The sequence below is a fragment of the Pseudomonas sp. Irchel s3b6 genome (assembly GCF_900187415.1).
GTDB lineage: Bacteria > Pseudomonadota > Gammaproteobacteria > Pseudomonadales > Pseudomonadaceae > Aquipseudomonas.
On record NZ_FYDM01000012.1, the window covers coordinates 16602 to 42893 of the forward strand.

26 protein-coding genes are annotated in these 26292 nt (G+C 60.3%); 16 read left to right on the forward strand and 10 right to left on the reverse strand.

Annotated features, from left to right (window positions below):
• Positions 1-4: 4 nt before the first annotated feature.
• Positions 5-817, reverse strand: a complete 813-nt coding sequence (locus tag CKW07_RS18655; protein WP_095146463.1) for an inner membrane protein YpjD — start codon at positions 815-817, stop codon at positions 5-7.
• 208 nt (positions 818-1025) lie between these two features.
• On the opposite strand from CKW07_RS18655, the gene ffh reads away from it, so the two are divergent.
• From ffh to CKW07_RS18685, 6 genes are all read left to right on the forward strand, one after another.
• Positions 1026-2402, forward strand: coding sequence for a signal recognition particle protein (gene ffh / locus CKW07_RS18660; RefSeq protein ID WP_095146464.1), 1377 nt, complete (start codon positions 1026-1028; stop codon positions 2400-2402).
• A gap of 249 nt (positions 2403-2651) precedes the next feature.
• A complete protein-coding gene (rpsP, locus tag CKW07_RS18665) occupies positions 2652-2903 on the forward strand; it encodes a 30S ribosomal protein S16 (RefSeq protein WP_003185073.1) in 252 nt (83 codons plus the stop codon).
• Positions 2904-2908: 5 nt separating this feature from the next.
• Complete coding sequence (gene rimM / locus CKW07_RS18670) at positions 2909-3448, forward strand: ribosome maturation factor RimM (RefSeq protein WP_095077594.1); 540 nt, start codon at positions 2909-2911, stop codon at positions 3446-3448.
• A gap of 2 nt (positions 3449-3450) precedes the next feature.
• Positions 3451-4203, forward strand: a complete 753-nt coding sequence (gene trmD, locus CKW07_RS18675; RefSeq protein WP_095146465.1) for a tRNA (guanosine(37)-N1)-methyltransferase TrmD — start codon at positions 3451-3453, stop codon at positions 4201-4203.
• 45 nt (positions 4204-4248) lie between these two features.
• Positions 4249-4599 carry a 50S ribosomal protein L19 gene (rplS, locus tag CKW07_RS18680; protein WP_003175895.1) on the forward strand — a complete coding sequence of 117 codons (351 nt, stop codon included), beginning with the start codon at positions 4249-4251 and terminating at the stop codon, positions 4597-4599.
• Between the two features lie 91 nt (positions 4600-4690).
• Complete coding sequence (locus CKW07_RS18685; RefSeq protein WP_095077592.1) at positions 4691-5104, forward strand: acyl-CoA thioesterase; 414 nt, start codon at positions 4691-4693, stop codon at positions 5102-5104.
• Between the two features lie 22 nt (positions 5105-5126).
• Here the strand turns inward: CKW07_RS18685 and CKW07_RS18690 are convergent, their stop codons facing one another.
• A complete protein-coding gene (locus CKW07_RS18690; protein ID WP_095146466.1) occupies positions 5127-6935 on the reverse strand; it encodes a sodium:proton antiporter in 1809 nt (602 codons plus the stop codon).
• 106 nt (positions 6936-7041) lie between these two features.
• Between CKW07_RS18690 and xerD the strand changes: the two genes are divergently transcribed.
• The 6 genes from xerD to CKW07_RS18720 all read left to right on the forward strand — a co-directional run bounded on the left by xerD (position 7042) and on the right by CKW07_RS18720 (position 13745).
• Complete coding sequence (gene xerD, locus CKW07_RS18695) at positions 7042-7938, forward strand: site-specific tyrosine recombinase XerD (protein WP_095146467.1); 897 nt, start codon at positions 7042-7044, stop codon at positions 7936-7938.
• A 218-nt stretch (positions 7939-8156) separates the two neighbouring features.
• Positions 8157-8888, forward strand: a complete 732-nt coding sequence (locus tag CKW07_RS18700; protein ID WP_095077586.1) for a DsbC family protein — start codon at positions 8157-8159, stop codon at positions 8886-8888.
• 136 nt (positions 8889-9024) lie between these two features.
• The gene (locus CKW07_RS18705) at positions 9025-10329 is read left to right on the forward strand and encodes a homoserine dehydrogenase (protein WP_095146468.1); all 1305 of its coding nucleotides are present in this window, start codon (positions 9025-9027) and stop codon (positions 10327-10329) included.
• A 148-nt stretch (positions 10330-10477) separates the two neighbouring features.
• Complete coding sequence (gene thrC, locus CKW07_RS18710) at positions 10478-11887, forward strand: threonine synthase (RefSeq protein ID WP_095146469.1); 1410 nt, start codon at positions 10478-10480, stop codon at positions 11885-11887.
• Positions 11888-12007: 120 nt separating this feature from the next.
• A complete protein-coding gene (locus CKW07_RS18715) occupies positions 12008-13369 on the forward strand; it encodes a transporter substrate-binding domain-containing protein (RefSeq protein ID WP_095146470.1) in 1362 nt (453 codons plus the stop codon).
• An 88-nt stretch (positions 13370-13457) separates the two neighbouring features.
• Complete coding sequence (locus CKW07_RS18720; RefSeq protein ID WP_095146471.1) at positions 13458-13745, forward strand: DUF3509 domain-containing protein; 288 nt, start codon at positions 13458-13460, stop codon at positions 13743-13745.
• A 168-nt stretch (positions 13746-13913) separates the two neighbouring features.
• Here the strand turns inward: CKW07_RS18720 and CKW07_RS18725 are convergent, their stop codons facing one another.
• Both CKW07_RS18725 and CKW07_RS18730 read right to left on the reverse strand, forming a co-directional pair.
• Positions 13914-14855, reverse strand: coding sequence for a TIGR02285 family protein (locus tag CKW07_RS18725; RefSeq protein ID WP_095146472.1), 942 nt, complete (start codon positions 14853-14855; stop codon positions 13914-13916).
• Entirely contained in the window at positions 14809-16008 is a 1200-nt protein-coding gene (locus CKW07_RS18730) for a CaiB/BaiF CoA-transferase family protein (protein ID WP_095146473.1), read from the reverse strand. The genes CKW07_RS18725 and CKW07_RS18730 overlap by 47 nt, the downstream gene beginning before the upstream one ends.
• A gap of 114 nt (positions 16009-16122) precedes the next feature.
• Here CKW07_RS18730 and CKW07_RS18735 point away from each other — a divergent pair, with 114 nt between their 5' ends.
• The 3 genes from CKW07_RS18735 (at position 16123) to CKW07_RS18745 (ending at position 19776) form a co-directional block, all read left to right on the forward strand.
• On the forward strand, positions 16123-16665 hold the full coding sequence (locus CKW07_RS18735) for a YaeQ family protein (RefSeq protein ID WP_054593842.1): 543 nt from the start codon (positions 16123-16125) through the stop codon (positions 16663-16665).
• 70 nt (positions 16666-16735) lie between these two features.
• Entirely contained in the window at positions 16736-18445 is a 1710-nt protein-coding gene (gene recJ, locus CKW07_RS18740) for a single-stranded-DNA-specific exonuclease RecJ (protein WP_095146474.1), read from the forward strand.
• A gap of 224 nt (positions 18446-18669) precedes the next feature.
• On the forward strand, positions 18670-19776 hold the full coding sequence (locus tag CKW07_RS18745) for an NADH:flavin oxidoreductase/NADH oxidase (protein WP_095146475.1): 1107 nt from the start codon (positions 18670-18672) through the stop codon (positions 19774-19776).
• 69 nt (positions 19777-19845) lie between these two features.
• On the opposite strand, the gene CKW07_RS18750 is transcribed toward CKW07_RS18745, so the two are convergent.
• Positions 19846-21480, reverse strand: a complete 1635-nt coding sequence (locus tag CKW07_RS18750; RefSeq protein ID WP_095146476.1) for a glucan biosynthesis protein D — start codon at positions 21478-21480, stop codon at positions 19846-19848.
• Between the two features lie 445 nt (positions 21481-21925).
• Between CKW07_RS18750 and CKW07_RS18755 the strand changes: the two genes are divergently transcribed.
• Positions 21926-22111 (forward strand): hypothetical protein, encoded by a 186-nt coding sequence (locus tag CKW07_RS18755; protein WP_095146558.1) that lies wholly within the window; start codon positions 21926-21928, stop codon positions 22109-22111.
• Positions 22112-22175: 64 nt separating this feature from the next.
• Here the strand turns inward: CKW07_RS18755 and CKW07_RS18760 are convergent, their stop codons facing one another.
• From CKW07_RS18760 to CKW07_RS18780, 5 genes are all read right to left on the reverse strand, one after another.
• Entirely contained in the window at positions 22176-22466 is a 291-nt protein-coding gene (locus tag CKW07_RS18760; RefSeq protein WP_095146477.1) for a type II toxin-antitoxin system RelE/ParE family toxin, read from the reverse strand.
• Entirely contained in the window at positions 22429-22692 is a 264-nt protein-coding gene (locus CKW07_RS18765; protein ID WP_095146478.1) for a CopG family ribbon-helix-helix protein, read from the reverse strand. The genes CKW07_RS18760 and CKW07_RS18765 overlap by 38 nt, the downstream gene beginning before the upstream one ends.
• Before the next feature lie 219 nt (positions 22693-22911).
• A complete protein-coding gene (locus CKW07_RS18770; protein ID WP_095146479.1) occupies positions 22912-24336 on the reverse strand; it encodes a gamma-aminobutyraldehyde dehydrogenase in 1425 nt (474 codons plus the stop codon).
• A 194-nt stretch (positions 24337-24530) separates the two neighbouring features.
• Positions 24531-25355, reverse strand: coding sequence for an ABC transporter permease (locus CKW07_RS18775; protein ID WP_095146480.1), 825 nt, complete (start codon positions 25353-25355; stop codon positions 24531-24533).
• A complete protein-coding gene (locus tag CKW07_RS18780) occupies positions 25345-26292 on the reverse strand; it encodes an ABC transporter permease (RefSeq protein WP_095146481.1) in 948 nt (315 codons plus the stop codon). Before CKW07_RS18780 ends, CKW07_RS18775 begins: the two co-directional genes overlap by 11 nt.

A 26292-nucleotide genomic window follows, 5' to 3' on the forward strand; every position in this document is an offset into this window, starting at 1 on the left:
CCCGTCAGATGTGCAGGATGAATTCGCGGACCAGCTTGCTGCCGAAGTAGGCCAGCATCAGCAGGCAGAATCCGGCCAGGGTCCAGCGAATGGCCTTGTGCCCGCGCCAGCCCAGGCGAGTACGGCCCCACAGCAGCACGCTGAATACAATCCAGGCCAGGCAGGCCAGCAGGGTTTTATGTACCAGGTGCTGGGCGAACAGGTTGTCGACGAATAGCCAGCCGGAGATCAGCGACAGCGACAGCAGGGTCCAGCCGGCCCAGAGGAAGCCGAACAGCAGGCTTTCCATGGTTTGCAGCGGCGGGAAGTTCCTGATCAGGCCGGACGGGTGCTTGTGCTTGAGCTGGTGGTCTTGCACCAGCAGCAGCAGGGCCTGGAACACCGCAATGGTGAACATGCCGTAGGCCAGGATCGACAGCAGGATATGCGCGAGAATCCCCGGCGCCTCGTCGATCACCTGCACGGTGCCCGATGGCGCGAACTGCGCCAGTAGCACCGTCGTCACCCCTAGCGGGAACAGCAGCAACAGCAGGTTTTCCACGGGGATGCGCGAGCAGGCCAGCAGTGTCAGGGCGATCACGGCGGCGGCAATCAGGCTGGCGGCGCTGAAAAAGTCCAGGCCCAGGCCGATCGGCGTCATCAGGTGGGTAAGCAGGCTCGCGCTGTGGGTCAGGACGGCGAGGACGCCGAGCGTGACCAGCAGGCGTTTGTTCGCCTTGGCGCCTACGGCCAGACGAGAGCCTTGGTAGAGGGTCGCAGCGGCGTACAAGCAGGCGGCGGCGAGGGTCGTGAGTAAACTGGGTGACAAGGGGAGCATAAATCCTGTTAGGCAAGCCCGAAAGAGAATGAGTTTGGCATACAACCCTTGTCGCATGAAAGACCGCACAACCAGACGGCGGGTGTGCGCCAGACGCAGTCTTCGCTATAATCCGCGACCTGCCCACGCCGCAGGCTCGCCGAGCACATGTTTTTCACGGTCTGGGCCGCCATTACCTCGGTCTCCATAGGGCCTGAAAGGATCGCGCATGTTTGAAAACTTAACCGACCGTCTCTCGCAGACGCTGCGCCATGTCACCGGCAAGGCCAAGCTGACCGAGGACAATATCAAAGACACCCTGCGTGAAGTGCGCATGGCGTTGCTCGAAGCTGACGTCGCCTTGCCGGTGGTCAAAGACTTCGTCAACTCGGTCAAGGAGCGCGCTGTCGGCACCGAGGTGTCGCGCAGCCTGACGCCAGGCCAGGCCTTCGTGAAGATCGTCCAAGCCGAACTCGAAAGCCTGATGGGCGCGGCCAACGAAGATCTGAACCTGAGCGCCGTGCCACCGGCCGTCGTTTTGATGGCGGGTCTGCAGGGTGCCGGTAAAACCACGACCGCTGGCAAGCTCGCGCGCTTCCTTAAAGAGCGCAAGAAGAAGTCGGTGATGGTGGTGTCCGCGGACGTTTACCGTCCCGCGGCGATCAAGCAGCTGGAAACCCTGGCCAACGACATCGGCGTCACCTTCTTTCCGTCCGACCTGAGCCAGAAGCCGGTCGACATCGCTGAAGCGGCTATTAAAGAAGCGAAGTTGAAGTTCATCGACGTGGTCATCGTCGATACCGCCGGTCGCCTGCACATCGACGAAGAGATGATGGGCGAGATCAAGGCCCTGCATGCCGCGATCAAGCCGGTTGAAACCCTGTTCGTGGTCGACGCCATGACCGGTCAGGACGCGGCCAACACGGCCAAGGCCTTTGGCGATGCGCTGCCGCTGACCGGTGTGATCCTGACCAAGGTCGACGGTGATGCCCGTGGCGGTGCTGCGCTGTCGGTGCGTGCCATCACTGGCAAGCCGATCAAGTTCATCGGTATGGGCGAGAAGACCGAAGCGCTCGAACCCTTCCACCCCGAGCGTATTGCTTCGCGCATCCTGGGCATGGGCGACGTGCTCAGCCTGATCGAGCAGGCCGAACAGACCCTCGACAAGGACAAGGCCGACAAGCTTGCCAAGAAATTAAAGAAGGGTAAGGGCTTCGACCTCGAAGACTTCCGCGATCAGTTGCAACAGATGAAGAACATGGGCGGCCTTGGCGGCCTCATGGACAAGCTGCCGAACATCGGCGGTGTGAACCTGGCGCAAATGGGCAATGCCCAGGGCGCGGCAGAGAAGCAGTTCAAGCAGATGGAAGCCATCATCAACTCCATGACCCCGGCTGAGCGCCGTGACCCTGAGCTGATCAGTGGTTCGCGCAAGCGCCGTATCGCCATGGGTTCGGGTACCCAGGTGCAGGACATCGGTCGCTTGATCAAGCAGCACAAGCAGATGCAGAAGATGATGAAGAAATTCTCCGCCAAGGGCGGAATGGCCAAAATGATGCGCGGCATGGGCGGTATGTTGCCCGGCGGCGGCATGCCGAAAATGTAAAGATTTCGCGTCGACATACCTGTCGGCGCGGTCCCCACACGGACGTGGGACCAGCAGTGGCCCGCCTTGGCGGGCGCTGACTCGCCGTTGTTCGCAACGGCTCTATCGCAAATCTGGATGGCATGCCTATAGGCGCCGGAAAAAGTCATTTGCAAAAGTCCGGATATTCCTTAGAATATGCGGCCTTTCGGGCACCTATGCCCGCTGTGCATTTAGATTTGCAGCACCGACTACAGGAACTATGTTCACATGCTAACAATCCGTCTTGCCCTTGGCGGCTCCAAAAAGCGCCCGTTCTACCACTTGACCGTAACCGACAGCCGCAACCCGCGCGACGGTTCGCACAAAGAACAGGTTGGTTTCTTCAACCCTGTTGCTCGTGGTCAGGAAATCCGTCTGTCCGTGAACCAAGAGCGCGTAGCCTACTGGCTGAGCGTTGGTGCACAACCTTCTGAGCGTGTTGCTCAGTTGTTGAAGGAATCTGCTAAGGCTGCGGCCTGAGCAATATGAACGCGACGCCAGCCATTGCTGATGATTTGATCGTTATCGGCAAGATTTACTCAATACATGGCGTTCGCGGCGAAGTGAAGGTCTTTTCCTTTACTGATCCGATTGGAAACCTGTTGGACTACAAAACCTGGACGCTGCGGCGCGAAGGCGATGTACGGCAGGTAGAGCTGGTCAGCGGCCGTGTACAAAACGGCAAGTTTCTGGTCACAAAGCTCAAAGGTCTCGATGACCGTGAAGAAGCTCGTCTTCTGGCCGGTTTTGAAATCTGCGTGCCGCGTAACCTGTTTCCTGATCTGACCGACGGCGAGTACTACTGGTACCAGCTGGAAGGTCTGAAGGTCATCGACCACCTTGGGCAATTGCTCGGGAAAATCGATCACCTGCTGGAGACTGGCTCGAACGATGTCATGGTGGTCAAGCCTTGCGCTGGCAGCCTGGATGATCGCGAACGCCTGTTGCCCTATACGGAGCAATGTGTGTTGGCTGTCGACCTGGCGGCGGGCGAGATGAAGGTGGATTGGGACGCGGACTTCTAAACGTGGCTAACTTGCGCGTCGAAGTGATCAGTCTGTTTCCCGAGATGTTTTCCGCCATCAGCGACTACGGCATCACCAGTCGTGCGGTGAAACAGGGGCTCTTGCAGCTGACCTGTTGGAATCCGCGAGACTACACAACGGATCGACATCACACTGTGGACGATCGCCCATTTGGCGGTGGCCCGGGCATGGTGATGAAGATCAAGCCCCTGGAAGATGCTCTGGTTCAGGCCAAGGCAGCAGCCGGGGAGGCGGCGAAGGTAATTTACCTGTCGCCCCAAGGCCGTCAACTGACTCAGTCGGCGGTACGCGGGTTGGCGAATGAGGAAGCATTAATCCTGATTGCCGGCCGCTATGAAGGCATTGACGAGCGGTTTATTGAAGCTCATGTCGATGAAGAGTGGTCGATTGGTGACTATGTACTGTCTGGCGGTGAGCTGCCGGCGATGGTCCTGATTGACGCGGTTACGCGACTGCTGCCTGGAGCTTTAGGGCATGCGGACTCCGCCGAGGAAGATTCCTTTACGGATGGTCTGCTGGATTGCCCGCACTACACCCGACCGGAGGTGTATGCGGATCAGCGTGTTCCCGACGTGTTGCTAAGTGGCAATCACGCGCACATCCGGCGTTGGCGTTTACAGCAGTCCCTTGGTAGGACCTTTGAACGACGCGCCGATCTTCTGGAAAGCCGCTCGCTTTCTGGAGAAGAGAAGAAGCTGCTCGAGGAATACATCCGCGAGCGGGACGATAGTTAACAACGTATCGATGGTAGATCCGACGATTTACCTTAGGAGCACAGCATGACTAACAAAATCATCCTTGCACTCGAAGCAGAGCAGATGACCAAAGAGATCCCTACCTTTGCCCCGGGCGACACCATTGTCGTTCAGGTGAAAGTGAAGGAAGGCGACCGTTCGCGTCTGCAAGCGTTCGAAGGCGTTGTAATCGCCAAGCGTAACCGCGGCGTTAACAGTGCATTCACCGTTCGTAAAATCTCCAACGGTGTTGGCGTAGAGCGTACTTTCCAGACCTACAGCCCGCAAATCGACAGCATGGCTGTCAAGCGTCGCGGTGACGTACGTAAAGCCAAGCTGTACTACCTGCGCGACCTGTCGGGTAAAGCAGCTCGCATCAAGGAAAAACTGGCTTAAGTCCAGCTTCCGATGCAGAAAAAAGCAGCCTACGGGCTGCTTTTTTGTTGTCCGCAATTTATTCACAGCACCTCTGTACCAGGCCTGACTCATGACTCCCCGTGAACTAGAAATCGAACGCCGCACCGAACTCTCGGTAACCCGCGTCACCAAAGCTGTCTTCCCGTCGACCACCAATCACCACAACACCCTGTTCGGCGGTACGGCACTGGCCTGGATGGACGAAGTCTCGTTCATCGCCGCCACCCGCTTCTGCCGCTTGCCATTGGTGACCGTATCCACCGATCGTATCGACTTCAATCATGCGATTGCAGCCGGTTCCATCGTCGAGTTGGTGGGGCGAGTGATCAAGGTCGGCAACACCAGCCTCAAGGTCGAGGTCGAGGTGTTTGTCGAGAGTATGAGTTGCGACGGTCGGGAAAAGGCCATCCATGGCCAGTTCAGCTTTGTCGCGATCGATGAGGACAAGCGCCCGGTGCCCGTGTTACCCGGATTTGCGGCCTGACCCGAAACCACGCGGCAATCGGTCAGGCGTTGCTAGTCTCGGGTTGGATCAAGGCCACCAGTGTCCAGCCGGCTGCCGGTTTGAGCAGGCTGTCGGGTGTCACCACATGCACCCAGCCAGCGGTGTCGCGGGCGAACAGCAGTGTGGCGCGATCGCCATGCAGCGCCTGGTAGTCCGCCCAGCCAAAGCCGTCTGTCAGTTGGGTGGTGTAGAGTTCGGCGCCCTGGCCGAGCAGGCTGGCCAGCTTGGTGTACGTCAGCACCTGACTGCCCAGCAGTTGCCCGCGATGTTCGTGACTGGCCCGGTGCTTGTCGGTGCGCCGGCTTTCCTGGCCGCTGGCCAGGGAGAACATGCGCTGATGGCCGAACTCATGGCGAAAACGCATGGACGCCAGCGTGTTCAGTTCCCCCGAGGGGGACAGCGCCAGCAGATGACCGAGGCCGACCAGGTCCAGGTGGGCATCGGCGTGTTGCGAGGCCGGGTTACCGAAGTAAGTAGGCAAACCTTCCATGCGTGCCGCGCGAATGTTTTCCCAGCTCGAGTCGGTCAGCAGCACGCGACACCCCAATTGTTGCAACGCTTTGCCGAGGGTTCGCGAAGGACTGTTGGCGCCCACGATCAGGAAGCCGCTCGGAGCAGGCTCGGCGACTTTGAGCAAGCGGGCGAGCGGGCGGGCAGTGGCGCTTTGCAGCACCACCGTGCCAATGATCACGGCAAAGGTCAGGGGAACCAGCAGCAGGGCCCCTTGATGGCCGGCTTCATGCAGGCGGATGGCAAAGATCGCCGATACGGCCGCCGCGACAATCCCCCGAGGGGCAATCCAGGCCAGCAGGGCGCGCTCGCGCCAGTTCAGGTTTGAGCCAAAGGTCGATAGCACAACGTTCAACGGTCGGGCGATAAACTGAATCACCAGCAGCAGGATCAGCACGAACGGCCCGAGGGCGATCATGGCGTAAAGGTCCAGGCGCGCCGCCAGCAGAATGAACAGCCCCGAAATCAGCAGCACGCTGAGGTTTTCCTTGAAGTGCAGGATATGCCGTACGTCCACACCCTTCATGTTGGCCAGCCACATGCCCATCAAGGTCACCGCCAGCAAGCCTGACTCACTCATCGTTTCATTCGCGGCAATGAATATCCCCAGTACCGCTGCGAGCGCCGCCAGGTTGTGCAGGTATTCCGGCAACCATTGCCGACGGATGACGGTGCCCAGCGCCCAGCCACCGGCGATCCCGAACAGGCTGCCACATAGAATGACTCCGCCGAACGTCAACAGGCTTTGCTGGAGGCCTTGGCCTGCACCGCTGGCGATGATGAAGCTGTAGACCACCACGGCGAGCAGCGCGCCAATCGGGTCGATGACAATGCCCTCCCAGCGCAGGATGTTGGCAATCGAGGCGTTGGGGCGCACCACGCGCAGCATCGGCACGATCACGGTGGGGCCGGTAACCAGGGTCAGGCTGCCGAACAGAATGGCCAGCAGCCAGTCGAAACCCAGCAACCAGTGGGTGGCGACGGCGATCACGACCCAGGTCGACAGTGCGCCAAGGGTCACCAGGCGGTGCACGACGCTGCCGATTTCACGCCACTGCGACAGATGCAGTGTCAGGCTGCCTTCGAACAGAATCAGCGCCACCGCCAGTGAAACCAGTGGCATCAGCAAGGGACCGAACATCTCCTGCGGATCCAGCCAGCCCAGCACCGGGCCTGCCAGAATGCCACTGAGCAGCAGAAACAGGATGGCCGGCAGTTTCAGGCGCCAAGCCAGCCATTGGCAGCCTAGCGCCGCCGCGCCGATGCCACCGAAGGCCAATAGAATTTGCTGCTCGTTCATTGATGCTCCCTGTTCCTTGAGTTCGCCGGCTATGAAAGACTAGCGGTGGTTTTTTATCGTTCATTCTTTTTTGCGCGCAGCCCTGGCCTGCGTGTCTTGAGTACCCATGCCCGCCATCGAACACCCATTGATAGACCAGTTTCTCGACGCCTTGTGGTTGGAAAAGGGACTTTCCGATAACACCCGGGATGCCTATCGCAGTGATTTATCACTGTTCAACGGCTGGCTTCAGGAGCAGGGGATTGAACTGCCCAACGCGGGTCGCGAGTTGATTCTCGATCACCTGGCCTGGCGCCTCGAACAGCACTACAAACCCCGGTCCACGGCTCGATTTCTTTCCGGAGTGCGTGGATTCTATCGTTATCTGTTGCGCGAAAAGCTGATCATGGTGGACCCGACATTACAGGTCGACATGCCACAGCTGGGCAGGCCGCTGCCCAAGTCGTTGTCCGAAGCCGATGTGGAGGCCTTGCTGGCGGCACCTGACTTGAGCGAAGCGATCGGTCAGCGCGACCGCGCCATGCTGGAGGTCCTGTATGCCTGTGGCTTGCGCGTCACCGAGTTGGTCAGTCTGACGCTGGAGCAGGTCAACCTGCGCCAGGGCGTGCTGCGGGTGATGGGCAAGGGCAGCAAGGAGCGCCTGGTGCCGATGGGGGAGGAAGCGATAGTCTGGGTCGAACGCTACCTGCGCGATGGTCGTGGCGAAATGCTTGGCGGGCGTCCCAGTGATGTGCTGTTCCCCAGCCTTCGCGGTGAGCAGATGACCCGGCAGACGTTTTGGCATCGCATCAAGCACCAGGCCCAGGTTGCCGGCATCGGCAAATCCCTGTCGCCCCATACTTTGCGCCATGCCTTCGCCACCCATTTGCTCAACCATGGCGCCGACCTGCGGGTGGTGCAGATGTTGCTTGGCCACAGCGACCTGTCGACCACGCAGATCTATACCCACGTTGCCCGGGCACGCCTGCAGGACCTGCATGCCAGGCATCACCCTCGCGGCTGATCAGTCCGAGGCCTGCTTTTTGTGGGGGCGAACAAGCGGAACGCTGCCCGGCTTGCTCCCACAGAGGTCTGTGCCTGCCACAATGTCTTACGTCAGCCACAGTCGGCCACGCTGGCCTTATGTGATAGGCTTTGCCGGTTTGCACGATGGACGGTTATGACCCGGTGTCCCGGTACGGGCGTTCTAACCGACCCATTTGTCCGCCTTCAGGAGTTCTCATGCGTCTGACCCAGATATTCGCCGCCGCAATCATTGCGTTGGTCAGCACCTTTGCCGTCGCCGATGATGCGGCCGACAAAGCCATTCGTAAAAGCCTGGAAAGCCTCGCGCTCGACACGCCGATCGAATCCATCACCGCCAGCCCGCTGGCCGGTCTCTACGAAGTCAAACTCAAGGGCAGTCGTGTCCTGTACGCCAGCGCTGATGGTCAGTACATTGTTCAGGGCTACCTGTTCCAGCTCAAGGACGGCAAGCCGGTCAACCTGACCGAGAAAACCGAACGCCTGGGTATCGCCAAGCTGATCAATGGCATTCCGGTTGCTGAAACCGTGGTTTACCCGGCTATCGGTGAAACCAAGACGCACATCACCGTGTTCACCGATACGACGTGCCCTTATTGCCACAAATTGCACGCTGAAGTGCCGGCCTTGAACAAAATGGGCGTCGAAGTGCGTTATGTTGCATTCCCGCGCCAGGGCCTTGGCTCGCCGGGCGACGAACAGCTGCAGGCCGTCTGGTGCTCCGCTGACAAGAAAGCCGCCATGGACAAGATGGTGGAAGGCAAGGAAATCAAGGCTGCGAAATGCGCCAACCCGGTTTCCAAACAGTTCGCCCTGGGTCAGTCTATCGGTGTGAACGGTACACCGGCCATCGTTTTGGCCGATGGCCAGGTGATTCCGGGCTACCAGCCAGCACCACAAATCGCCAAACTGGCGTTGGGTGCGAAATAATCCTGTGTCGTCACGGTAAGCCTTTGACGATCATGGTGCGACGACAGACGTCGGCGTTCCATTAATAGAGAGCCGCACACCGTGTGGCTGTTTTCCACGGCCGACCTTGAGTCGGCCGTTTTATGGGGAGTTCACAGTGAAACCGGTCAAAGTAGGCATCTGTGGGTTAGGGACCGTCGGTGGCGGTACCTTCAACGTACTTCAGCGCAACGCCGAGGAAATTGCTCGTCGTGCCGGGCGTGGAATCGAAGTGGCACAAATTGCCATGCGCACGCCAAAGCCTCAGTTCCAAACGACCGGTATTGCGATTACCAACGATGTCTTCGAAGTGGCCACGAACCCTGAGATCGACATCGTCATAGAGCTGATGGGCGGCTACACCGTTGCCCGCGAGCTGGTACTCAAGGCCATCGAGAATGGCAAGCATGTGGTCACCGCGAACAAGGCATTGATTGCCGTTCACGGTAATGAAATTTTCGCCAAGGCGCGCGAGAAGGGCGTGATCGTGGCGTTCGAAGCGGCAGTAGCCGGTGGCATTCCAGTGATCAAGGCGATTCGTGAAGGCCTGTCGGCCAACCGCATCAACTGGGTCGCCGGCATCATCAACGGCACCGGCAACTTCATCCTCACCGAAATGCGTGAGAAGGGCCGTACCTTTGAAGACGTGCTCGCCGAAGCCCAGGCCCTGGGTTATGCCGAAGCCGATCCTACCTTCGACGTCGAAGGCATCGATGCCGCGCACAAGCTGACCATCCTGGCGTCCATTGCCTTTGGTATTCCGCTGCAATTCGACAAGGCTTACACCGAAGGCATCACCAAGCTGACCACCGCTGACGTGAACTACGCCGAAGCCCTGGGCTATCGCATCAAGCACCTGGGCGTGGCTCGCAGCACCGCCAGTGGCATCGAGCTGCGTGTACACCCGACCCTGATCCCGGCCGATCGCCTGATCGCCAACGTCAACGGTGTGATGAACGCGGTGATGGTCAACGGCGATGCGGCCGGTTCGACCCTGTTCTACGGTGCCGGTGCCGGCATGGAACCGACCGCTTCGTCGGTGATTGCCGACCTGGTGGACGTGGTTCGCGCCATGACCAGCGACCCGGAGAACCGTGTGCCGCACCTGGCCTTCCAGCCGGATTCGCTGTCGGCTCACCCGATCCTGCCGATCGAAGCCTGCGAGAGTGCCTACTACCTGCGTATCCAGGCCAAGGACCATCCAGGCGTACTGGCCCAGGTGGCGAGCATCCTGTCGGAGCGTGGCATCAACATCGAATCGATCATGCAAAAGGAAGTCGAAGAACACGACGGTCTGGTGCCTATGATCCTGCTGACGCATCGTGTGCTGGAACAGCACATGAATGATGCGATCGCCGCCCTGGAAGCCTTGCAAGACGTGGTCGGCCCGGTCGTACGGATCCGCGTCGAGCATTTGAACTGAAGCCGCTGCAGCGTCTAGCTCCAAGCTGCAAGTAAAAGCAATCAACACAGCGGCAAGCTACAAGCCGCAAACTGCAAACAAAGGCCAATCGCTTTTGACGTGCAGCTTGCAGCTTGCAGCTTGAAGCCCAAACCGAAGGTTTGATCTTATGCGCTATATCAGTACCCGCGGCCAGGCACCGGCCCTGAATTTCGAAGACGTATTGTTGGCTGGCCTGGCCAGCGACGGCGGCCTGTACGTGCCGGAAAACCTGCCACGCTTCACCCAGGAGGAAATCGCTTCCTGGGCGGGCTTGCCGTATCACGAGCTGGCTTTCCGGGTGATGCGCCCGTTTGTTGCCGGCAGTATTCCGGATGCCGACTTCAAAAAGATTCTGGAAGCCACCTACGGTGCCTTCTCCCATAACGCGGTAGCACCGCTGCGCCAGCTGAACGGCAATGAATGGGTGTTGGAGCTGTTCCACGGCCCGACCCTGGCATTCAAGGACTTTGCCCTGCAACTGCTCGGTCGCCTGCTTGACTACGTGCTGGAAAAACGCGGCGAGCGTGTGGTCATCGTGGGGGCTACCTCGGGTGATACCGGCTCGGCGGCCATCGAGGGCTGCAAACACTGCGATAACGTCGATATCTTTATCCTGCACCCGCACAACCGTGTCTCGGAAGTGCAGCGCCGGCAGATGACCACACTGTTCGGCGACAACATCCACAACATCGCCATCGAAGGCAACTTCGATGACTGCCAGGAAATGGTCAAGGCCAGCTTCGCCGACCAGAGCTTCCTCAAAGGCACGCGTCTGGTGGCGGTGAACTCGATCAACTGGGCGCGGATCATGGCCCAGATCGTTTACTACTTCCATGCCGCCCTGCAGCTTGGTGGCCCGGCGCGTTCGGTGTCATTCTCGGTACCGACCGGCAACTTCGGCGATATTTTCGCCGGCTACCTGGCACGCAACATGGGGCTGCCGATCAACCAGTTGATCGTCGCCACCAACCGCAATGACATCCTGCATCGCTTCATGAGCGGCAACCAGTACGTCAAGGAAACCCTGCACGCCACGCTGTCGCCGTCCATGGATATCATGGTGTCGTCGAACTTCGAGCGCCTGCTGTTCGACCTGCATGGTCGTAATGGTGCAGCGATTGCGGGCTTGATGGACACCTTCAAGCAAGGTGGTGGTTTCAGCGTCGAACAGGAGCGCTGGACCGAGGCGCGCAAACTCTTCGATTCCCTGGCCGTGGACGATGCGCAAACGTGCGAAACCATCGCTGAAGTCTTCGCCCAGACGGGCGAGCTGCTGGATCCGCACACCGCCATCGGCGTCAAGGCAGCCCGTGAGTGCCGACGCAGCCTGGATATTCCAATGGTGGTTCTGGGCACGGCCCATCCGGTCAAGTTCCCGGAAGCGGTCGAAAAAGCCGGCGTAGGAAAAGCGCTTGAACTGCCTGCTCATCTTTCTGATTTGTTCGAGCGGGATGAGCGCTGCACCGTTCTGCCAAATGACCTGAAAGCCGTACAGGCCTTTGTCAGTCAGCATGGCAACCGCGGCAAGCCACTCTGATCGGTAAAGATCTGTCACATTTTGAAGCCCGTCACCTGACGGGCTTCTTCATTTCTGCATGCCACACTGATCGAAGTTTCGCCCCTCAAGGACGGGTGAGTGATTGAGAAGGAAGTGGGCATGTCGGTTTTCACAGGATTAAAACCCGTCTGGTGTTGGGCATTGCTACTGGCTGTCCTTGGATTGAGTCGATGGGGATTGGCCGGGCAGCCAGGTGCCTTGGACGTCGGCACCTCAGCCGCCCCAAAGCCCTTTGTGCTGACGCCTCGGGAGCTTCAATGGATTGCCGAAAACCGCCAGGTGATCGTCGCATCGGTGCAGTCCCCGGTGTACCTGTTCAAGGATGAACAGGGTCAATGGAGTGGTCTGAATAACGATATCCTCACGCGCCTTTCACGGATGACGGGGCTGCAGTTTGTTCATGAGGAGTCCTTTTCCACCGAGCATCTGCTGGGGTTGCTGGAAAGCGGTCGGGCGGACATGAGCACCACGCTGGCCGGAACCGACGAGCGCAGGGACTTCCTCGACTTCAGTCATGCCTTTGGCGGCGCTGGCTGGATGTTTGTCACGCAGGCGGGAGCCCACCCTGTCCATTCGCTGGAAGAGCTCTCAGGCAAGGTCCTGGTGCTGCCGACCCGACATGCACTGGAAGCCGGCATCCGGCGTGATTACCCGCAGATTCGCTTGCACTCGGTCAAGACCTACGCAGAAGCCCGCGCATGGGTGGAAAGTGGCGAAGCCTACGCAACCATTGAAAATGCAAACAGCGCCTACCTGTTCCCGGTCGGGCGACTGGCAATCGGCTCAAGCCTGGAGGGCAAGTGGGAGGCAGACCACTTGGCCTTGCGCAAGGGCCAGCCGCAACTGTTGAGTATCCTCAACAAGGCCCTTGAAGCGTTCCCGCCCGCCGAGTTGCGGGCTATCCGGATGACGTGGCTGGACGGCCTGGTCCCTGGCCCGGCGCCATCACCGTGGCAGCGGTTTTACCAGTGGGGCGGCTGGGGGCTGCTGTTCGTCAGCCTGTTCGGATTGATTTCATGGAGGTGGAACCGGCGCCTGAGCCAACAGGTCGAGCAACGACTCGCCGCCGAACGGGAGCTCAGCGACCAGTTCGCCTTTCAGAGCGCCTTGATCAATGCCATGCCCGATCCGGTTTTTGTACGGGATCTGGAGGGGCGGTTGATCCTGTGCAACAAAAGTTATGAAGAGCGCCTGTCGACCCGTTTTGACCGGGTGCAAGGCAAGCGGTTGACAGAGGTCGATGTGTTGCCGGCCTCGACCGCCGCCCTGCTGCACGCCGAGCTCATGGAGCAGCTCAGCAGCCGCAAGGGGCATTTCGTCGAACGCCAATTGATGTTCAAGAGCGGTAACAGAATTGTCTATCAATGGACTGTTCCGTTCTACGGCGCCGATGGTGCGCTGCGAGGTGTCGTGGGGGGCTGGACGGCTCCCCGCGGACCTCGGTGTCATGAGCCTGTCTGACGTCGGGGGCGTTTTTTTACTGTCATCTTTTCCGTGCATGCTCTGGCGACCAGGCACTTCGTTTGCGGACTATTGAGTGGTGATCGAGATGGAAAGAATCAGCCTGTTGATGGGTGAAGCGCTGAGTCCGTATCAGGTGACACTGACTCCATCGGGGACCCACGGCCAATGCCTGGTGACCTTGAGGAGTACCGTTGGCGCCATCGTGGTTGAACGTGAGTTCAATCAGGTGCAGTTCACCGATAAGCGCTTGCTGACGGACGTCGTCGATGGTTTGCACCGTGATGTACTGATCGCCGAAGGGCGACTGGAGCCCTGCGTCATTGCAGCTACGCGCACCGCTACGCAAGACGGGTGTCCTGCTGTCAGAAGCTGAATGTTTTTTTGCGGGAACCTTCTCGACATCCCGTTAGTCAGACCCCGTATCAACAAGATCAAGCATTGTGCTCCGGTGCTTGTCACTTGTTGTACGGGTCCTTGCAGACCACGTTTAACCCCGAGTTGTCTCCCCACTGCTCGGGGTTTCTTTTTGTCCGGCATTTGCTCAGGGCGTTTGCTCCTGAAAAAAGGTCCAGGTGTCCTCCCGGTATTCGTCACGCATCTGCGGGTCGAGCCACTGCGCGTAAAATTCCACCAGCCGGTTCTGCCTCAGCTCCCGTAGGGTCGCGTTGATACCCTGGATGGCCTGACGACCCAGCGGGGTGTCCGAGCATGCAATGTGGATCGATTGGTATTTGTCTGTGCCGCGAATCCCGTAGAACTCCAGCTCATCGGGCGATATGCCTTGCTGTTGCGCCTGATAGCGGATTTCCGGCCAATAGCCCAGCAACACAGACAAACGCCCCAGGCGCTGCATTTGCAGTAGGCTACCCAAGGCATCGTTGCCGTAATGGGATGACAGGCTGTTGTTCGGCGCCTGTTGCAGGATGCGATCGACCACCTGGCCATAACTGCGCTCGGCGACCACGCCGAGCTTGCCGTTTTCACGCGCCAGTAACAGCGTCAGGTCAACCTGGTTGTCGATGAGGTACGGGGCGAGTAGTCCACGGTCCTGTTGGCGTATCACAATGCCGTTGCTGCGGATTCGATAAGCCGGGATGGAGAAGGCAAGCCGTTGCGCCCGCTCCGGGCTCCAGAGCAGAGAGGGGTCGCAGGTGAACCCTGGCTCCAGCAGCATTTGCATGCCACGTGCGCGATTGACCCGCATGATCCGCTGTTCATATTCGGGCAGGCCGGCAATCAACAGCGGCATGAACCGGTCAATTGCGCCCTGGTTTTTCTGGGGACCTTCGAAAATCGTCAGCGGCGGTAAGTCCCGCAGCAGCCAGGTCAGTACCTCCCTGGCGTGCACTGCATCGGAAAAAACCAGCAGGCAGGCCAGGAGCGCGGCCATGCCCGGCACCCGCAGGCCCCGGCAGATCGATGACACCCTGTTCAGGCTAGATAGCCCCGTCTTCGCGCAGTCGCGCGATCTGTGCCGCGTCATAGCCAAGCTCGCGCAGTACCTGCGCATTATGTTCGCCTAGCTCGGCGCCGACCCACTCGCACGTCCCTGGCGTTTCCGACAGCTTGGGCACGATCCCTGGCATCTTGAAGTCCTTGCCATCGGGCAGTTTGGCTTGCAGGAACATTTCCCGGGCGAGAAATTGCGGGTCGCTGAACATGTCCTCGGCGCTGAAGATCCGGCTGGCGGGGACTTCGGCCTGGTTCAACTGTTCGATCACGTGATCGAGCGGCAGCGAGCCGACCCACCGGTCAATGACCCCATACAGCTCGTCACGACGGCTGTCACGGCCATCGTTGCTGGACAGGGCCGGATCCTTGGCCAGGTCGTCGCGGCCGATGGCCTGCATGAAACGCTTGAAGATTGCATCGCCGTTGGCGCCGATCTGGATGTGTTTACCGTCGGCGCTGGTGTGGATGGAGGAGGGCGTGATGCCGGGCATGATGTTGCCGGTGCGTTCGCGGATGAACCCGAACACGTCGAACTCCGGCACCATGCTTTCCATCATGGCAAAGATCGCTTCGTACAGTGCCACGTCGACGACTTGCCCCTGGCCACCATTGACCTCGCGATGACGCAAGGCCATCAACGCCCCAATCACCCCCCAGAGCGCGGCAATCGAGTCGCCGATGGAGATCCCGGTACGCACTGGCGGGCGGTCTTCGAAGCCGGTGATGTAGCGCAACCCGCCCATGGACTCACCGACTGCGCCAAACCCCGGCTGGTCTTTCATCGGTCCGGTTTGCCCGAAACCCGACAGGCGAACCATCACCAGCTTCGGGTTCAGCGCGTGCAGGACGTCCCAGCCAAGGCCCAGCTTTTCCAGCACGCCGGGGCGAAAGTTTTCGATCAGGATGTCGGCTTCAGTGAGCAACTGCTTGAGGATCGCCAGGCCGTCCGGGTGCTTGAGGTTCAGGGTGAGGGACTTCTTGTTACGCGCCTGGACAAACCACCACAACGAGGTGCCTTCGTAGAGTTTGCGCCACTTGCGCAACGGGTCACCGCCGTCCGGGGACTCGATCTTGGTCACATCGGCGCCGAACTCGGCGCAAATGCGCGAAGCGAAGGGTCCGGCAATCAAGGTGCCGAGTTCGATGACTTTCAGGCCGGCAAGCGGTTTGGCGGTGAGCGGCATGGGTGATCCTGTAGGACAAAGACGGAGTCGATGAAGCGTTTTAACATAGCCCGGCCCTCATCGCCCACGCATCGGTTAGACTTGCCGCCTTTCCTCGTATCAAGAAGCCCGTTCATGGCCCAGCCGTCCACGACCTACAAGTTTGAACTGAACCTCACCGACCTCGACCGCAGCGTGTACGAGAGCGTCAAGCAGACCATTGCCCGCCACCCTTCGGAAACCGAAGAACGCATGACCGTGCGGTTGCTGGCCTACGCCCTCTGGTACAACGAACAGCTGTCCTTTGGTCGTGGTCTGTCGGAAGTGGACGAGCCGGCCCTGTGGGAAAAGAGCCTGGACGACCGTGTACTGCACTGGATCGAAGTCGGCCAGCCAGACGCCGATCGCCTGACCTGGTGCTCGCGTCGTACCGAACGCACCAGCCTGCTGGCTTACGGCAGCCTGCGTGTCTGGGAAGGCAAAGTGGTGCCGGCGGTCAAGAACCTGAAGAACGTCAACATTGCGGCCGTTCCCCAGGAAGTGCTGGAAACCCTGGCCAAGGACATGCCCCGCGTCATCAAGTGGGACGTGATGATCAGCGAAGGGACGATTTTCGTCACCGATGACCGCGGTCAGCACGAAGTCCAGTTGCAATGGTTGGCGGGCGAACGCGGCTGATTGATTCGCCGTCAGCTCGTTGTGTCATCCGGTTTTATCCCACGTATTGAAGAGAAGCACCTGCCACCCCATGCGTATCGAACCTCGCCAGCTACCCGCCACCCTGCCGTTTCTCGGTGATCTGCCGCCGCTGTTGACCCGTCTGTACGCGGCACGGGGCGTGCAGTCTGAGACCGAACTGGACAAGAGCCTGGCGCGCTTGATCCCGTACCAGCAGCTCAAGGGCATTGAGGCGGCGGTGGACCTGCTGGTGACGGCCCTGGAACAACGCCAGCGGATTCTGATCGTTGGCGATTTCGACGCCGATGGTGCTACGGCCAGCACGGTCGGTTTGCTGGGTTTGCGCTTGCTGGGGGCTGCCCACGTCGATTATCTGGTGCCCAACCGTTTCGAGTACGGCTATGGCTTGACGCCGGAAATCGTCGCGGTGGCCTTGCAGCGTCAACCCCAGCTGCTGATCACTGTGGATAACGGCATTTCCAGCGTTGAAGGGGTGGCCGCGGCGAAGCAGGCCGGGCTCAAGGTGCTGGTCACCGATCACCACTTGCCCGGCGACGAACTGCCGCTGGCGGATGCCATCGTCAACCCGAACCAGCCGGGCTGCGGATTCGCGAGCAAGGCATTGGCCGGTGTCGGGGTTATTTTCTACGTACTGATGGCCTTGCGCGCACGTTTGCGCAGCCTGGGGTGGTACGAGAGCACACCGCAACCCAACATCGGCGAGCTGCTCGACTTGGTGGCGCTGGGCAGTGTGGCCGACGTGGTGCCGCTGGATGCCAATAACCGCATTCTGGTGCATCAGGGCCTGGAACGGATTCGAGCCGGTCGTGCCCGGCCGGGGATCAAGGCGATCCTGGAGGTAGCCAAGCGCGATCATTCACGCATCACCTCCACTGACCTTGGGTTCATCCTCGGGCCACGCCTGAACGCGGCGGGGCGCCTGGACGACATGAGCCTGGGCATCGAATGCCTGCTCACCGACGATGTGGGTGCTGCGCGTGAAATGGCCGCGCAACTGGATGGGATGAATCAGGACCGCAAGTCCATTGAGCAGGGCATGCAGCGCGAAGCCCTGGCCCAGCTCAAGGACCTGCCGCTGGAGTCCATGCCGTTCGGTTTGTGCCTGTTCGATCCGGAGTGGCACCAGGGGGTTATCGGGATCCTCGCCTCGCGCATGAAAGAGCGCTATTTCCGTCCGACCATTGCCTTTGCCGATGCGGGTGACGGCCTGCTCAAGGGCTCGGGGCGCTCGGTGCAAGGCTTTCATATCCGTGACGCGCTGAGCGTGGTGGCGGCCCAGCATCCAACACTGATCAGCAAGTACGGCGGCCACGCCATGGCGGCGGGCCTGACGTTGCCGCAGGAGAACTTCCCCCTGTTCGCCGAAGCGTTTGATGCCGAGGTGCGTCGGCAAATGCGCGAAGAGGACCTGACGGGCCGGCTGCTGTCTGACGGCACCCTGGCCGTCGAAGAGTTTCACCTGGAACTGGCCCGTGCCTTGCGCCATGCCGGCCCCTGGGGCCAGCACTTCCCGGAGCCACTGTTCCACGGGGTGTTCCAGCTGGTCGAGCAACGGGTGGTGGGCGAGCGGCACCTGAAGGTGGTACTCAAAAGCGAATGTGGCTCGGTGAAGCTTGACGGTATTGCCTTTGGTATCGACCGTGACATCTGGCCAAACCCGACCATCCGCTGGGTCGAACTGGCGTACAAGCTCGACGTCAACGAGTTCCGCGGCCAGGAAACCGTCCAGTTGATGATTGCCCACATCGAGCCCCGGTAACGCTTTTGTGGCGAGCGAGCGTGCTCCTCGCCACGTCCGATCTGCGTCAGCATCCAGTCCTCCCTCATCCGCCGATGTGGACTAGGCTCTAAACACTGCTTGATTGGCCTTGTGACGTATCGTCCATTTTTTGCCCGCGGGGGCGGGTGCCGCATCCTTTTCTGTCACTCGTCGACTTTTCAAACAGAACCCTGGAGCCTGCCCACTGATTCGAGAGGTGCCCCATGAGTCTGCTGCTTGAACCCTACACCCTGCGTCAATTGACCCTGCTCAACCGCATCGCGGTATCGCCGATGTGCCAGTACTCCAGTGTCGATGGCCTGGCCAATGACTGGCACCTGGTGCACCTCGGCAGTCGCGCCGTGGGCGGAGCCGGCCTGGTGTTTACGGAAGCCACGGCCGTTACCGCCGATGGCCGCATTACGGCCCAGGACCTGGGCCTGTGGAACGACGCGCAGATCGAACCCCTGCAGCGCATCACGCGCTTCATCACCGCCCAGGGCGCGGTAGCCGGTATCCAACTGGCGCACGCCGGACGCAAGGCCAGCACTCACCGGCCATGGCTGGGCACACATGGCAGCGTCAAACCGGCCGATGGCGGCTGGATTCCGGTCGGCCCGTCGCCGATTGCCTTCGACCCCGAACACACCGCGCCGACGCAACTGAGCGAAGCACAGATCCACGAGGTGATCCAGGCCTTCGTCGACGCCGCCAAGCGTGCGCTGGTCGCCGGTTTCAAAGTGGTCGAAGTGCATGCTGCTCACGGCTATCTGCTGCATCAGTTCCTGTCGCCCTTGAGCAACCAGCGACGCGACCAGTACGGTGGCTCGTTCGAAAACCGTATTCGCCTGGTGCTGCAAGTGACCGAGGCGGTTCGTGCCATCTGGCCCGAGGCGTTGCCATTGTTTGTGCGGGTATCGGCGACCGATTGGGTCGAGGATGGCTGGAACCCGGATGAGACCGTGGAGTTGGCGCGACGCTTGAAAGCACTGGGGGTGGATCTGATCGATGTGTCGTCGGGCGGGACCGCGGTCAATGCCGAGATTCCGACCGGGCCGGGGTATCAGACACGTTTCGCCGAGCGCGTGCGCAAGGAGTCCGGGATTGCCACCGGCACTGTCGGATTGATCACCGAGCCGGCGCAGGCCGAACACATTCTGCGCACCTGTCAGGCCGATATCATCCTGCTTGCCCGTGAACTGTTGCGCGACCCTTACTGGCCGCTGCATGCCGACGATGATCTGGGAGGGCACAAAGCGATCTGGCCGTCGCAATATCAACGGGCAACCCATCGGGATCAGCCGATTCATGAGTCGGATTTGCGCGATTGAATGAAGCGGTAAAAACAAAGCCCCGGTCAGTTGGCCGGGGCTTTGTCTTGTCTGGCGGGCGTCGCGGTCTTACGCTGCCGGCCAATCCGGATACGTGCGCTTCTCGGGTGCCGGCGGGAAGTACTGGTACAGCCAGGTCTCGCTCAATGTGCGGTCATGGGTACGGATGAACAACCGCAGCTCAACCGGCTCCACGCTGTCGTTGGTCGGGAACCAGTCAAAGGTGATCCGATAGCCCTTGATGTCATCGAGCACCAGCACGTTGAAGTCCTTGATCTGGCCGTTCGAGGCGGTGACCACCGGTTCGATGCCGGTGCCCGCCGGCAAGCGATCCAGTCCACCGCCGTTGAAGTCGACGGCAAAGCGGCGCGCCCAGACCTTCGGGTAGTGCTCGCCCGGCGCCCAGCCTTCGGTGAAGCCACCCATGCCCGAACGCGTCGCATTGACCCGTGCCAACGGCGTGCCCACCGGTGGAAGGGCGCTCCAGTAGAGTTTGTAGCCGTAGTTCAGGGAGTCGCCGGCGGCCACTGGTTTTTTCGGGGTCCAGAAGGCCACGATGTTGTCCAGGGTCTCACCCGTGGTCGGGATTTCCAGCAGGTCGATGGAGCCTTCACCCCAGGCGGTGGTCGGTTCGACCCACAGGCTCGGGCGCTTGCTGTACCAGTCGACGGTGTCCTGATAGCTGTCGAATTCGTGGTCGGTCTGGACCAGGCCGAAGCCCTTCGGATCCTTGTCGGCGAACGCATTGAACTGCAGGGTGGTCGGATTGTTCAGCGGGCGGCAGATCCACTCGCCATTGCCACGCCACATGGCCAGCCGGTCCGAGTCGTGGATCTGCGGGTGGATGGTGTCGCACATGCGCCGTTCGTGGGTGCCGCAGCTGAACATGCTGGTCATCGGGGCAATACCCAGTTGTTCGATGGCGGTGCGCGCATTGACGTGGGCGTCGACGTCCATGACCACGCGTTCGGCCTGGCAATCGATATCAAAGCGGTAGGCGCCGGTGGCGCTCGGTGAGTCGAGCAAGGCATAGACCACGAAGCGGGTGCTGTCCTTGTCCGGGGTTTCGAACCAGAACTTGGTGAAGTCCGGAAACTCTTCGCGCTTTTTCGCGTAGGTGTCGATGGCCAGGCCGCGGGCCGACAAGCCGTACTGGCCGGTGTTATCCACCGCGCGGAAGTAGCTCGCGCCGAGGAATGACACCACGTCGTGTTTATCCAGTTCCGGGGCCTTGAACAGTTTGAAACCGGAAAAACCCAGGTCACCCTTGAGTTGCGCGGTGTCGACATTGGAGTTCTGGTAGTTGAACAGGGATGGACGGAAATGCACTTCTCGCGCCAGGCGGGTTTTTGGGTCAACGCTGTACATGCGTACCGGTTGCTTGAAGCCCATGCCGACGTGGAAGAACTGCACGTCCAGTTGCCCGTTCAGCTCATTCCACAGCGAGTGGTTGGCGTCGTACTGGATGGCATTGAAATTCTGCGGCGTCATGCTCGCCAGAGTCGGTGGCAACACTTGCTTGGTGTCCTGGTATCGACTGCTGGCCAACTGCTTGGCCTGCGCTTTCAGCGCCTCGAAATCGAAGGCTTGCGCCTCGCCATCGGCCGTCCCGGCCCAGGCGCGAGCGGCCAACAGACCGGTAGCCGAGAGGCCAGTGTAGGCTGCGATGGCCATGGAGGCCTTGAGCAAATTCCTGCGGTGCATAGGACAACCTTCTTGGGCGATCCCGCGGCGTTCCTGGCTGCGTTACGGATCAGAAATAGAGGTTCGGACAAGCCTTCGGCCAAACGCGTCGGATTTTAAACGGATGTCCCGCAAGTTAAAGGGTTCGAAATAACTCGCAAAAGGATTAACGGGCACCGCACTTGAAATTTCCACAGGCCACGAGCCAACCGTCAGCACGCAGCAAAATACTATGCCGGTGCTGTCCGTCTGTGTCGTGTTTGAAATGAACGTTTTTTTTTTGACTGATGACTTTAAACATAGCCCACAAAGGTTTTTTTGTTTCTATTCTTCGGGGCGTCACCGGCTTTTGCCCTTGGGGCGGGTGAGCGTTCAGCGGCATTCAGGCAAGCGCCGGTATCGCTGACGATGGGGAAGGGCGATGAGGTATCTGAAGTTTCATTTCACGTGCAGAGGGACATCGTTCATGACGAAAGCGCAAGGCATCATCGGGTTTCCGGGGATCATTTCAGGTGTGAACCTCTCGCGTAGAGCACGCTGGCTCAGTACAGAGGAGCTGCAGCTCGTCGAGCATTACCGCGAGTTGTCAGAGAGCGACCGGATCGCCATGCGCTGTCTGGTGGATGCGATGCGTAGCGTTTCGCGGTTTTGAGAGGTGCCCGCTGTCCCGGCGCGGCGCATGAGGTTGTTCGCCTGCGCCAAGGGCTGTCTGTAGGTCACCACTCCTGAGTGCGCTCGCTTCGCTGATGCAGTATCCGAAGTACTTGCACCTGGCCCTGTGTTACCCGATAGGGCACAACGAAGGGGATCTGGTTCAGAACCAGCTCTCGCACATCCGGTACCTGGGACGGACGACCCGAGCCCGGGAACCGTTCCAGTTGATCGAAGGTGTCCAGGATACTTGCCACGACATGGCTGGCGGCGTTCGAGCCGATCAATCCACAGTAATGTTCATGAATGGCATCCAGATCACTCTCGGCTTTCTCGGTCAGTGCGACTCTCGGCACGGTTTGCCCACTTAGCCTTCACGGCGTCCAGGTCAGTCAGTTTGCCAGCATCGGCATCGGCAATGCCCTCGCCGATGGCTTGCAGATGCCAGGATTCGGCTTCCACGTAACGCACCAGTGCACGCTTGAGGTGGTATTGACGGTCGCGATCGGTCGCTGCGGCCAGCTGATCCAGTTGCTGGGCAAGGATCTCTTCGACTCGAAAGGACAAAACGGGTGAGGCCATGGTGGCACTCCTGTGAAGGTGTATACGCTGTAAACGACGTATACACCCTAGGCTCTACCAGGACTTCAGTCAACCATCGTCGTGTGCATTGGTTCCGAACAACCTTAGCGGCACAACGGCTGGAGGGAGCACGCGAAGTATTGCCAAATGCTTTGTCCCTCCATCGGAGTCGGCCGGCGCCGAAGCGCTCTTTGGCGAAGCACACCGCGCGCGATATTGTCAGTGCTTGAACATCACATGCCTGACGACGGTGTAGTCCTCCAGCCCGTACATGGACATGTCCTTGCCGTAGCCGGACAGTTTCTGACCGCCATGGGGCATTTCGCTGACCAGCATGAAGTGCGTGTTGACCCAGGTGCAGCCGTACTGCAAGCGGGCCGAGAGGCGATGGGCGCGACCGACATCGGCGGTCCACACTGACGAGGCCAGGCCGTAGTCCGAGTCGTTGGCCCAGCCCAGTACCTGGGCTTCGTCGGTGAAGCGGGTCACCGATACCACGGGGCCGAACACTTCACGACGCACGATCTCGTCATCCTGCCGGGCGTCGGCCAGCACCGTGGGCTCGAAGAAGAAGCCGTTGCCTTCCACGACCTTGCCGCCAGTGATCAGGCGAATGTGCGGTTGGGCCATCGCCCGCTCGACGAACCCGGCGACGCGGTCACGATGCTGGGCGGTGATCAGCGGGCCCAACTCGGTGGCCGGATCATCCTGCACGCCGTACTTGATGCTGCTGACGGCCGCGCCGAGCTTCTCCACAAACCTGTCGTAGATACCGTCCTGGGCATAGATGCGGCAGGCGGCGGTGCAGTCTTGCCCGGCGTTGTAGAAACCGAAGGTGCGGATGCCTTCCACGGCGGCGTCGATGTCGGCGTCGTCGAAGATGATCACCGGTGCCTTGCCACCCAGTTCCATGTGCATGCGCTTGACGCTGTCGGCGGTGCTGGAAATGATGTTCGAACCGGTGGCAATGGAACCGGTGAGCGACACCATGCGCACCTTCGGATGAGTCACCAGTGGGCTGCCGACCGTAGGCCCACGACCGAATACCAGGTTGAGTACACCGGCCGGGAAAATCTCCGATGCCAACTCGGCCAGGCGCAGGGCGGTCAAGGGGGTTTGTTCCGAGGGCTTGAGCACCACGGTGTTACCGGCCGCCAGGGCCGGGGCGATTTTCCAGGCCACCATCATCAGCGGGTAGTTCCACGGCGCGATGGAGGCGATGACACCCACCGGGTCGCGACGGATCATCGAGGTGTGACCGGGCAGGTATTCGCCACCTGCCATGCTGCTCATGCAACGGCTGGCCCCGGCAAAGAAACGGAACACATCGGCAATCGCCGGGATCTCGTCATTGAGCACCGCGCTCAAGGGTTTACCGCAGTTGTCCGACTCCAGTTTCGCCAGTTCCTCACCGTGGGCCTGAATCGCGTCGGCCAGTTTGAGCAACAACAGCGAACGGTCTTTGGGCGAGGTCTGCGACCAGCTTTCGAATGCGTTGTCGGCAGCCCGCACGGCGGCATCCACCTGGGCTTCGCTGGCTTCGTTGATTTCCACCAGCACACGACCCAGGGCCGGGTTGAAGACGGCTTGAGGGGCGCCTTCACCATTGACCAGTTGGCCGTTGATCAAGAGTTTGGTTTGCATGTTCGTGTCCTCATTGGCGCTTTTATGTTTCTGTCGGAACCGGGACCTGTAGGAGCGAGCTTGCTCGCGAAGGATGCAAGGGCACCGCGCTCATCCAGACAGCCCTCGTCATCGTTAACGTTCTTCGCGAGCACTCGGGCGTCGACCGGCTGCTCCTACACCAAACCGTTTCCACAGTAAGAAAGGGTTGTCAGTTATTTACCACCACTGCCCGCGACGCTTTCGCCACCGCGAGTCAGGTAATAGGCGCCGAGGATCGGCAGCATGGTCACGATCATCACCAGCATCGCCACCACGTTGGTCACCGGTACGTCCCGCGGGCGGCTCAGTTGATTGAGCAGCCACAGCGGCAAGGTACGTTCGTGGCCGGCGGTGAAGGTGGTGACGATGATTTCATCGAACGACAACGCAAACGCCAGCATGCCGCCGGCCAGCAACGCCGAGCCGAGGTTCGGCAGGATGATGTAGCGGAAGGTCTGCCAACCGTCGGCGCCCAGGTCCATCGAGGCTTCGATCAGGCTGTGGGACGTACGCCGCAGGCGGGCAATGACGTTGTTGTAGACGATCACCACGCAGAAGGTCGCGTGACCGACGATGATGGTGAACATCCCCGGTTCTATCCCCAAGGTCTTGAACGTCGCCAGCAAGGCAATCCCGGTGATGATCCCCGGCAGCGCAATCGGCAGGATCAGCATCAGCGAAATGCCCTGCTTGCCGAAGAAGTCACGGCGGTACAGCGCCGCCGACGCCAGGGTGCCAAGGACCATGGCGATCAGCGTGGCAATCGAGGCGATCTGCAGCGACAGCTTGATGGCTTCCAGCACATCGGGCCGTGAGAACGCCACGGCGATCCACTTCAGGGTGAAGCCCTTGGGCGGGAAGCTGAACGCGGCGTCTTCGGTGTTGAAGGCGTACAGGAAGATGATCAGGATCGGGAAGTGCAGGAACACCAACCCGCCCCAGGCGGCGATGCGCAAGCCTAAAGAGGCCTGCCCTTGGGAGGAAGAGTCAGAGCGCATCGAAGGCCCCCAGGCGTTTGACGATGGACAGGTAGATGGCAATCAGCACGATGGGCACCAGGGTGAAGGCCGCGGCCATTGGCATGTTGCCGATCGCGCCCTGCTGGGCGTAGACCATGCTGCCGACGAAGTAGCCCGGTGGGCCCACCAGTTGCGGCACGATGAAGTCGCCCAGGGTCAGGGAGAAGGTGAAGATGGAGCCGGCGGCGATACCGGGAATCGACAGCGGCAGAGTCACTTGCATGAAAGTCTGGCGCGGTTTGGCCCCCAGGTCGGCGGAGGCTTGCAGCAACGACGGCGGCAAGCGCTCCAGTGACGCCTGGATCGGCAGGATCATGAACGGCAACCAGATGTAGACGAACACCATGAAGCGTCCAAGGTGCGAGGTCGACAGGGTGCTGCCGCCGACACCGGGAATGCCCAGGATGAACTGCAGCACCGGTTCCAGCCCCAGGTACTGAACGAACCACTGGGCCACGCCACCTTTGGCCAGCAGCAAGGTCCAGGCGTAAGCCTTGACGATGTAGCTGGCCCACATCGGCATCATCACCGCGATGTAGAAAAACGCCTTGGTCTTGCCGGTGGTGTAGCGCGCCATGTAGTAGGCAATCGGGAACGCGACGATGGCGCTGGCGATCGAGACCACGATGGCCATGCTCAGGGTGCGCAGGATGATGTCGAAGTTGGACGGCTGGAACAGTGCCGTGAAGTTCGCCAGGGTCAGGTCTGGCGTGACCGCCATGGTGAAGTCGTCGAAGGTGTAGAAACCCTGCCACAGCAAGGTCAGCAGCGATCCCAGATAGATCGCGCCGAACCACAGCAGTGGCGGTACCAGCAGCATCGAGAGGTACAGGTTGGGCCGGCGATACAGCAGGTTGGAGAGCCTGCGCAACGGTGAGCCGCCGGAGGGTGTTCGGGTCAGTGCCACAGTGTTCAT

Bases quoted from the DNA above. Each gene is read 5' to 3' on its own strand.
- xerD (WP_095146467.1), top strand. From the start codon at position 7,042: ATGCCCGCCATCGAACACCCATTGATAGACCAGTTTCTCGACGCCTTG.
- ffh (WP_095146464.1), top strand. From the start codon at position 1,026: ATGTTTGAAAACTTAACCGACCGTCTCTCGCAGACGCTGCGCCATGTC.
- CKW07_RS18685 (WP_095077592.1), top strand. From the start codon at position 4,691: ATGACTCCCCGTGAACTAGAAATCGAACGCCGCACCGAACTCTCGGTA.
- CKW07_RS18765 (WP_095146478.1), bottom strand. From the start codon at position 22,692: ATGGCCTCACCCGTTTTGTCCTTTCGAGTCGAAGAGATCCTTGCCCAG.
- CKW07_RS18780 (WP_095146481.1), bottom strand. From the start codon at position 26,292: ATGAACACTGTGGCACTGACCCGAACACCCTCCGGCGGCTCACCGTTG.
- CKW07_RS18770 (WP_095146479.1), bottom strand. From the start codon at position 24,336: ATGCAAACCAAACTCTTGATCAACGGCCAACTGGTCAATGGTGAAGGC.
- rimM (WP_095077594.1), top strand. From the start codon at position 2,909: ATGAACGCGACGCCAGCCATTGCTGATGATTTGATCGTTATCGGCAAG.
- CKW07_RS18755 (WP_095146558.1), top strand. From the start codon at position 21,926: ATGACGAAAGCGCAAGGCATCATCGGGTTTCCGGGGATCATTTCAGGT.
- CKW07_RS18720 (WP_095146471.1), top strand. From the start codon at position 13,458: ATGGAAAGAATCAGCCTGTTGATGGGTGAAGCGCTGAGTCCGTATCAG.
- CKW07_RS18750 (WP_095146476.1), bottom strand. From the start codon at position 21,480: ATGCACCGCAGGAATTTGCTCAAGGCCTCCATGGCCATCGCAGCCTAC.
- CKW07_RS18655 (WP_095146463.1), bottom strand. From the start codon at position 817: ATGCTCCCCTTGTCACCCAGTTTACTCACGACCCTCGCCGCCGCCTGC.
- CKW07_RS18775 (WP_095146480.1), bottom strand. From the start codon at position 25,355: ATGCGCTCTGACTCTTCCTCCCAAGGGCAGGCCTCTTTAGGCTTGCGC.
- CKW07_RS18745 (WP_095146475.1), top strand. From the start codon at position 18,670: ATGAGTCTGCTGCTTGAACCCTACACCCTGCGTCAATTGACCCTGCTC.
- rplS (WP_003175895.1), top strand. From the start codon at position 4,249: ATGACTAACAAAATCATCCTTGCACTCGAAGCAGAGCAGATGACCAAA.
- thrC (WP_095146469.1), top strand. From the start codon at position 10,478: ATGCGCTATATCAGTACCCGCGGCCAGGCACCGGCCCTGAATTTCGAA.
- CKW07_RS18715 (WP_095146470.1), top strand. From the start codon at position 12,008: ATGTCGGTTTTCACAGGATTAAAACCCGTCTGGTGTTGGGCATTGCTA.
- CKW07_RS18700 (WP_095077586.1), top strand. From the start codon at position 8,157: ATGCGTCTGACCCAGATATTCGCCGCCGCAATCATTGCGTTGGTCAGC.
- CKW07_RS18735 (WP_054593842.1), top strand. From the start codon at position 16,123: ATGGCCCAGCCGTCCACGACCTACAAGTTTGAACTGAACCTCACCGAC.
- CKW07_RS18725 (WP_095146472.1), bottom strand. From the start codon at position 14,855: ATGACGCGGCACAGATCGCGCGACTGCGCGAAGACGGGGCTATCTAGC.
- CKW07_RS18730 (WP_095146473.1), bottom strand. From the start codon at position 16,008: ATGCCGCTCACCGCCAAACCGCTTGCCGGCCTGAAAGTCATCGAACTC.
- recJ (WP_095146474.1), top strand. From the start codon at position 16,736: ATGCGTATCGAACCTCGCCAGCTACCCGCCACCCTGCCGTTTCTCGGT.
- CKW07_RS18690 (WP_095146466.1), bottom strand. From the start codon at position 6,935: ATGAACGAGCAGCAAATTCTATTGGCCTTCGGTGGCATCGGCGCGGCG.
- rpsP (WP_003185073.1), top strand. From the start codon at position 2,652: ATGCTAACAATCCGTCTTGCCCTTGGCGGCTCCAAAAAGCGCCCGTTC.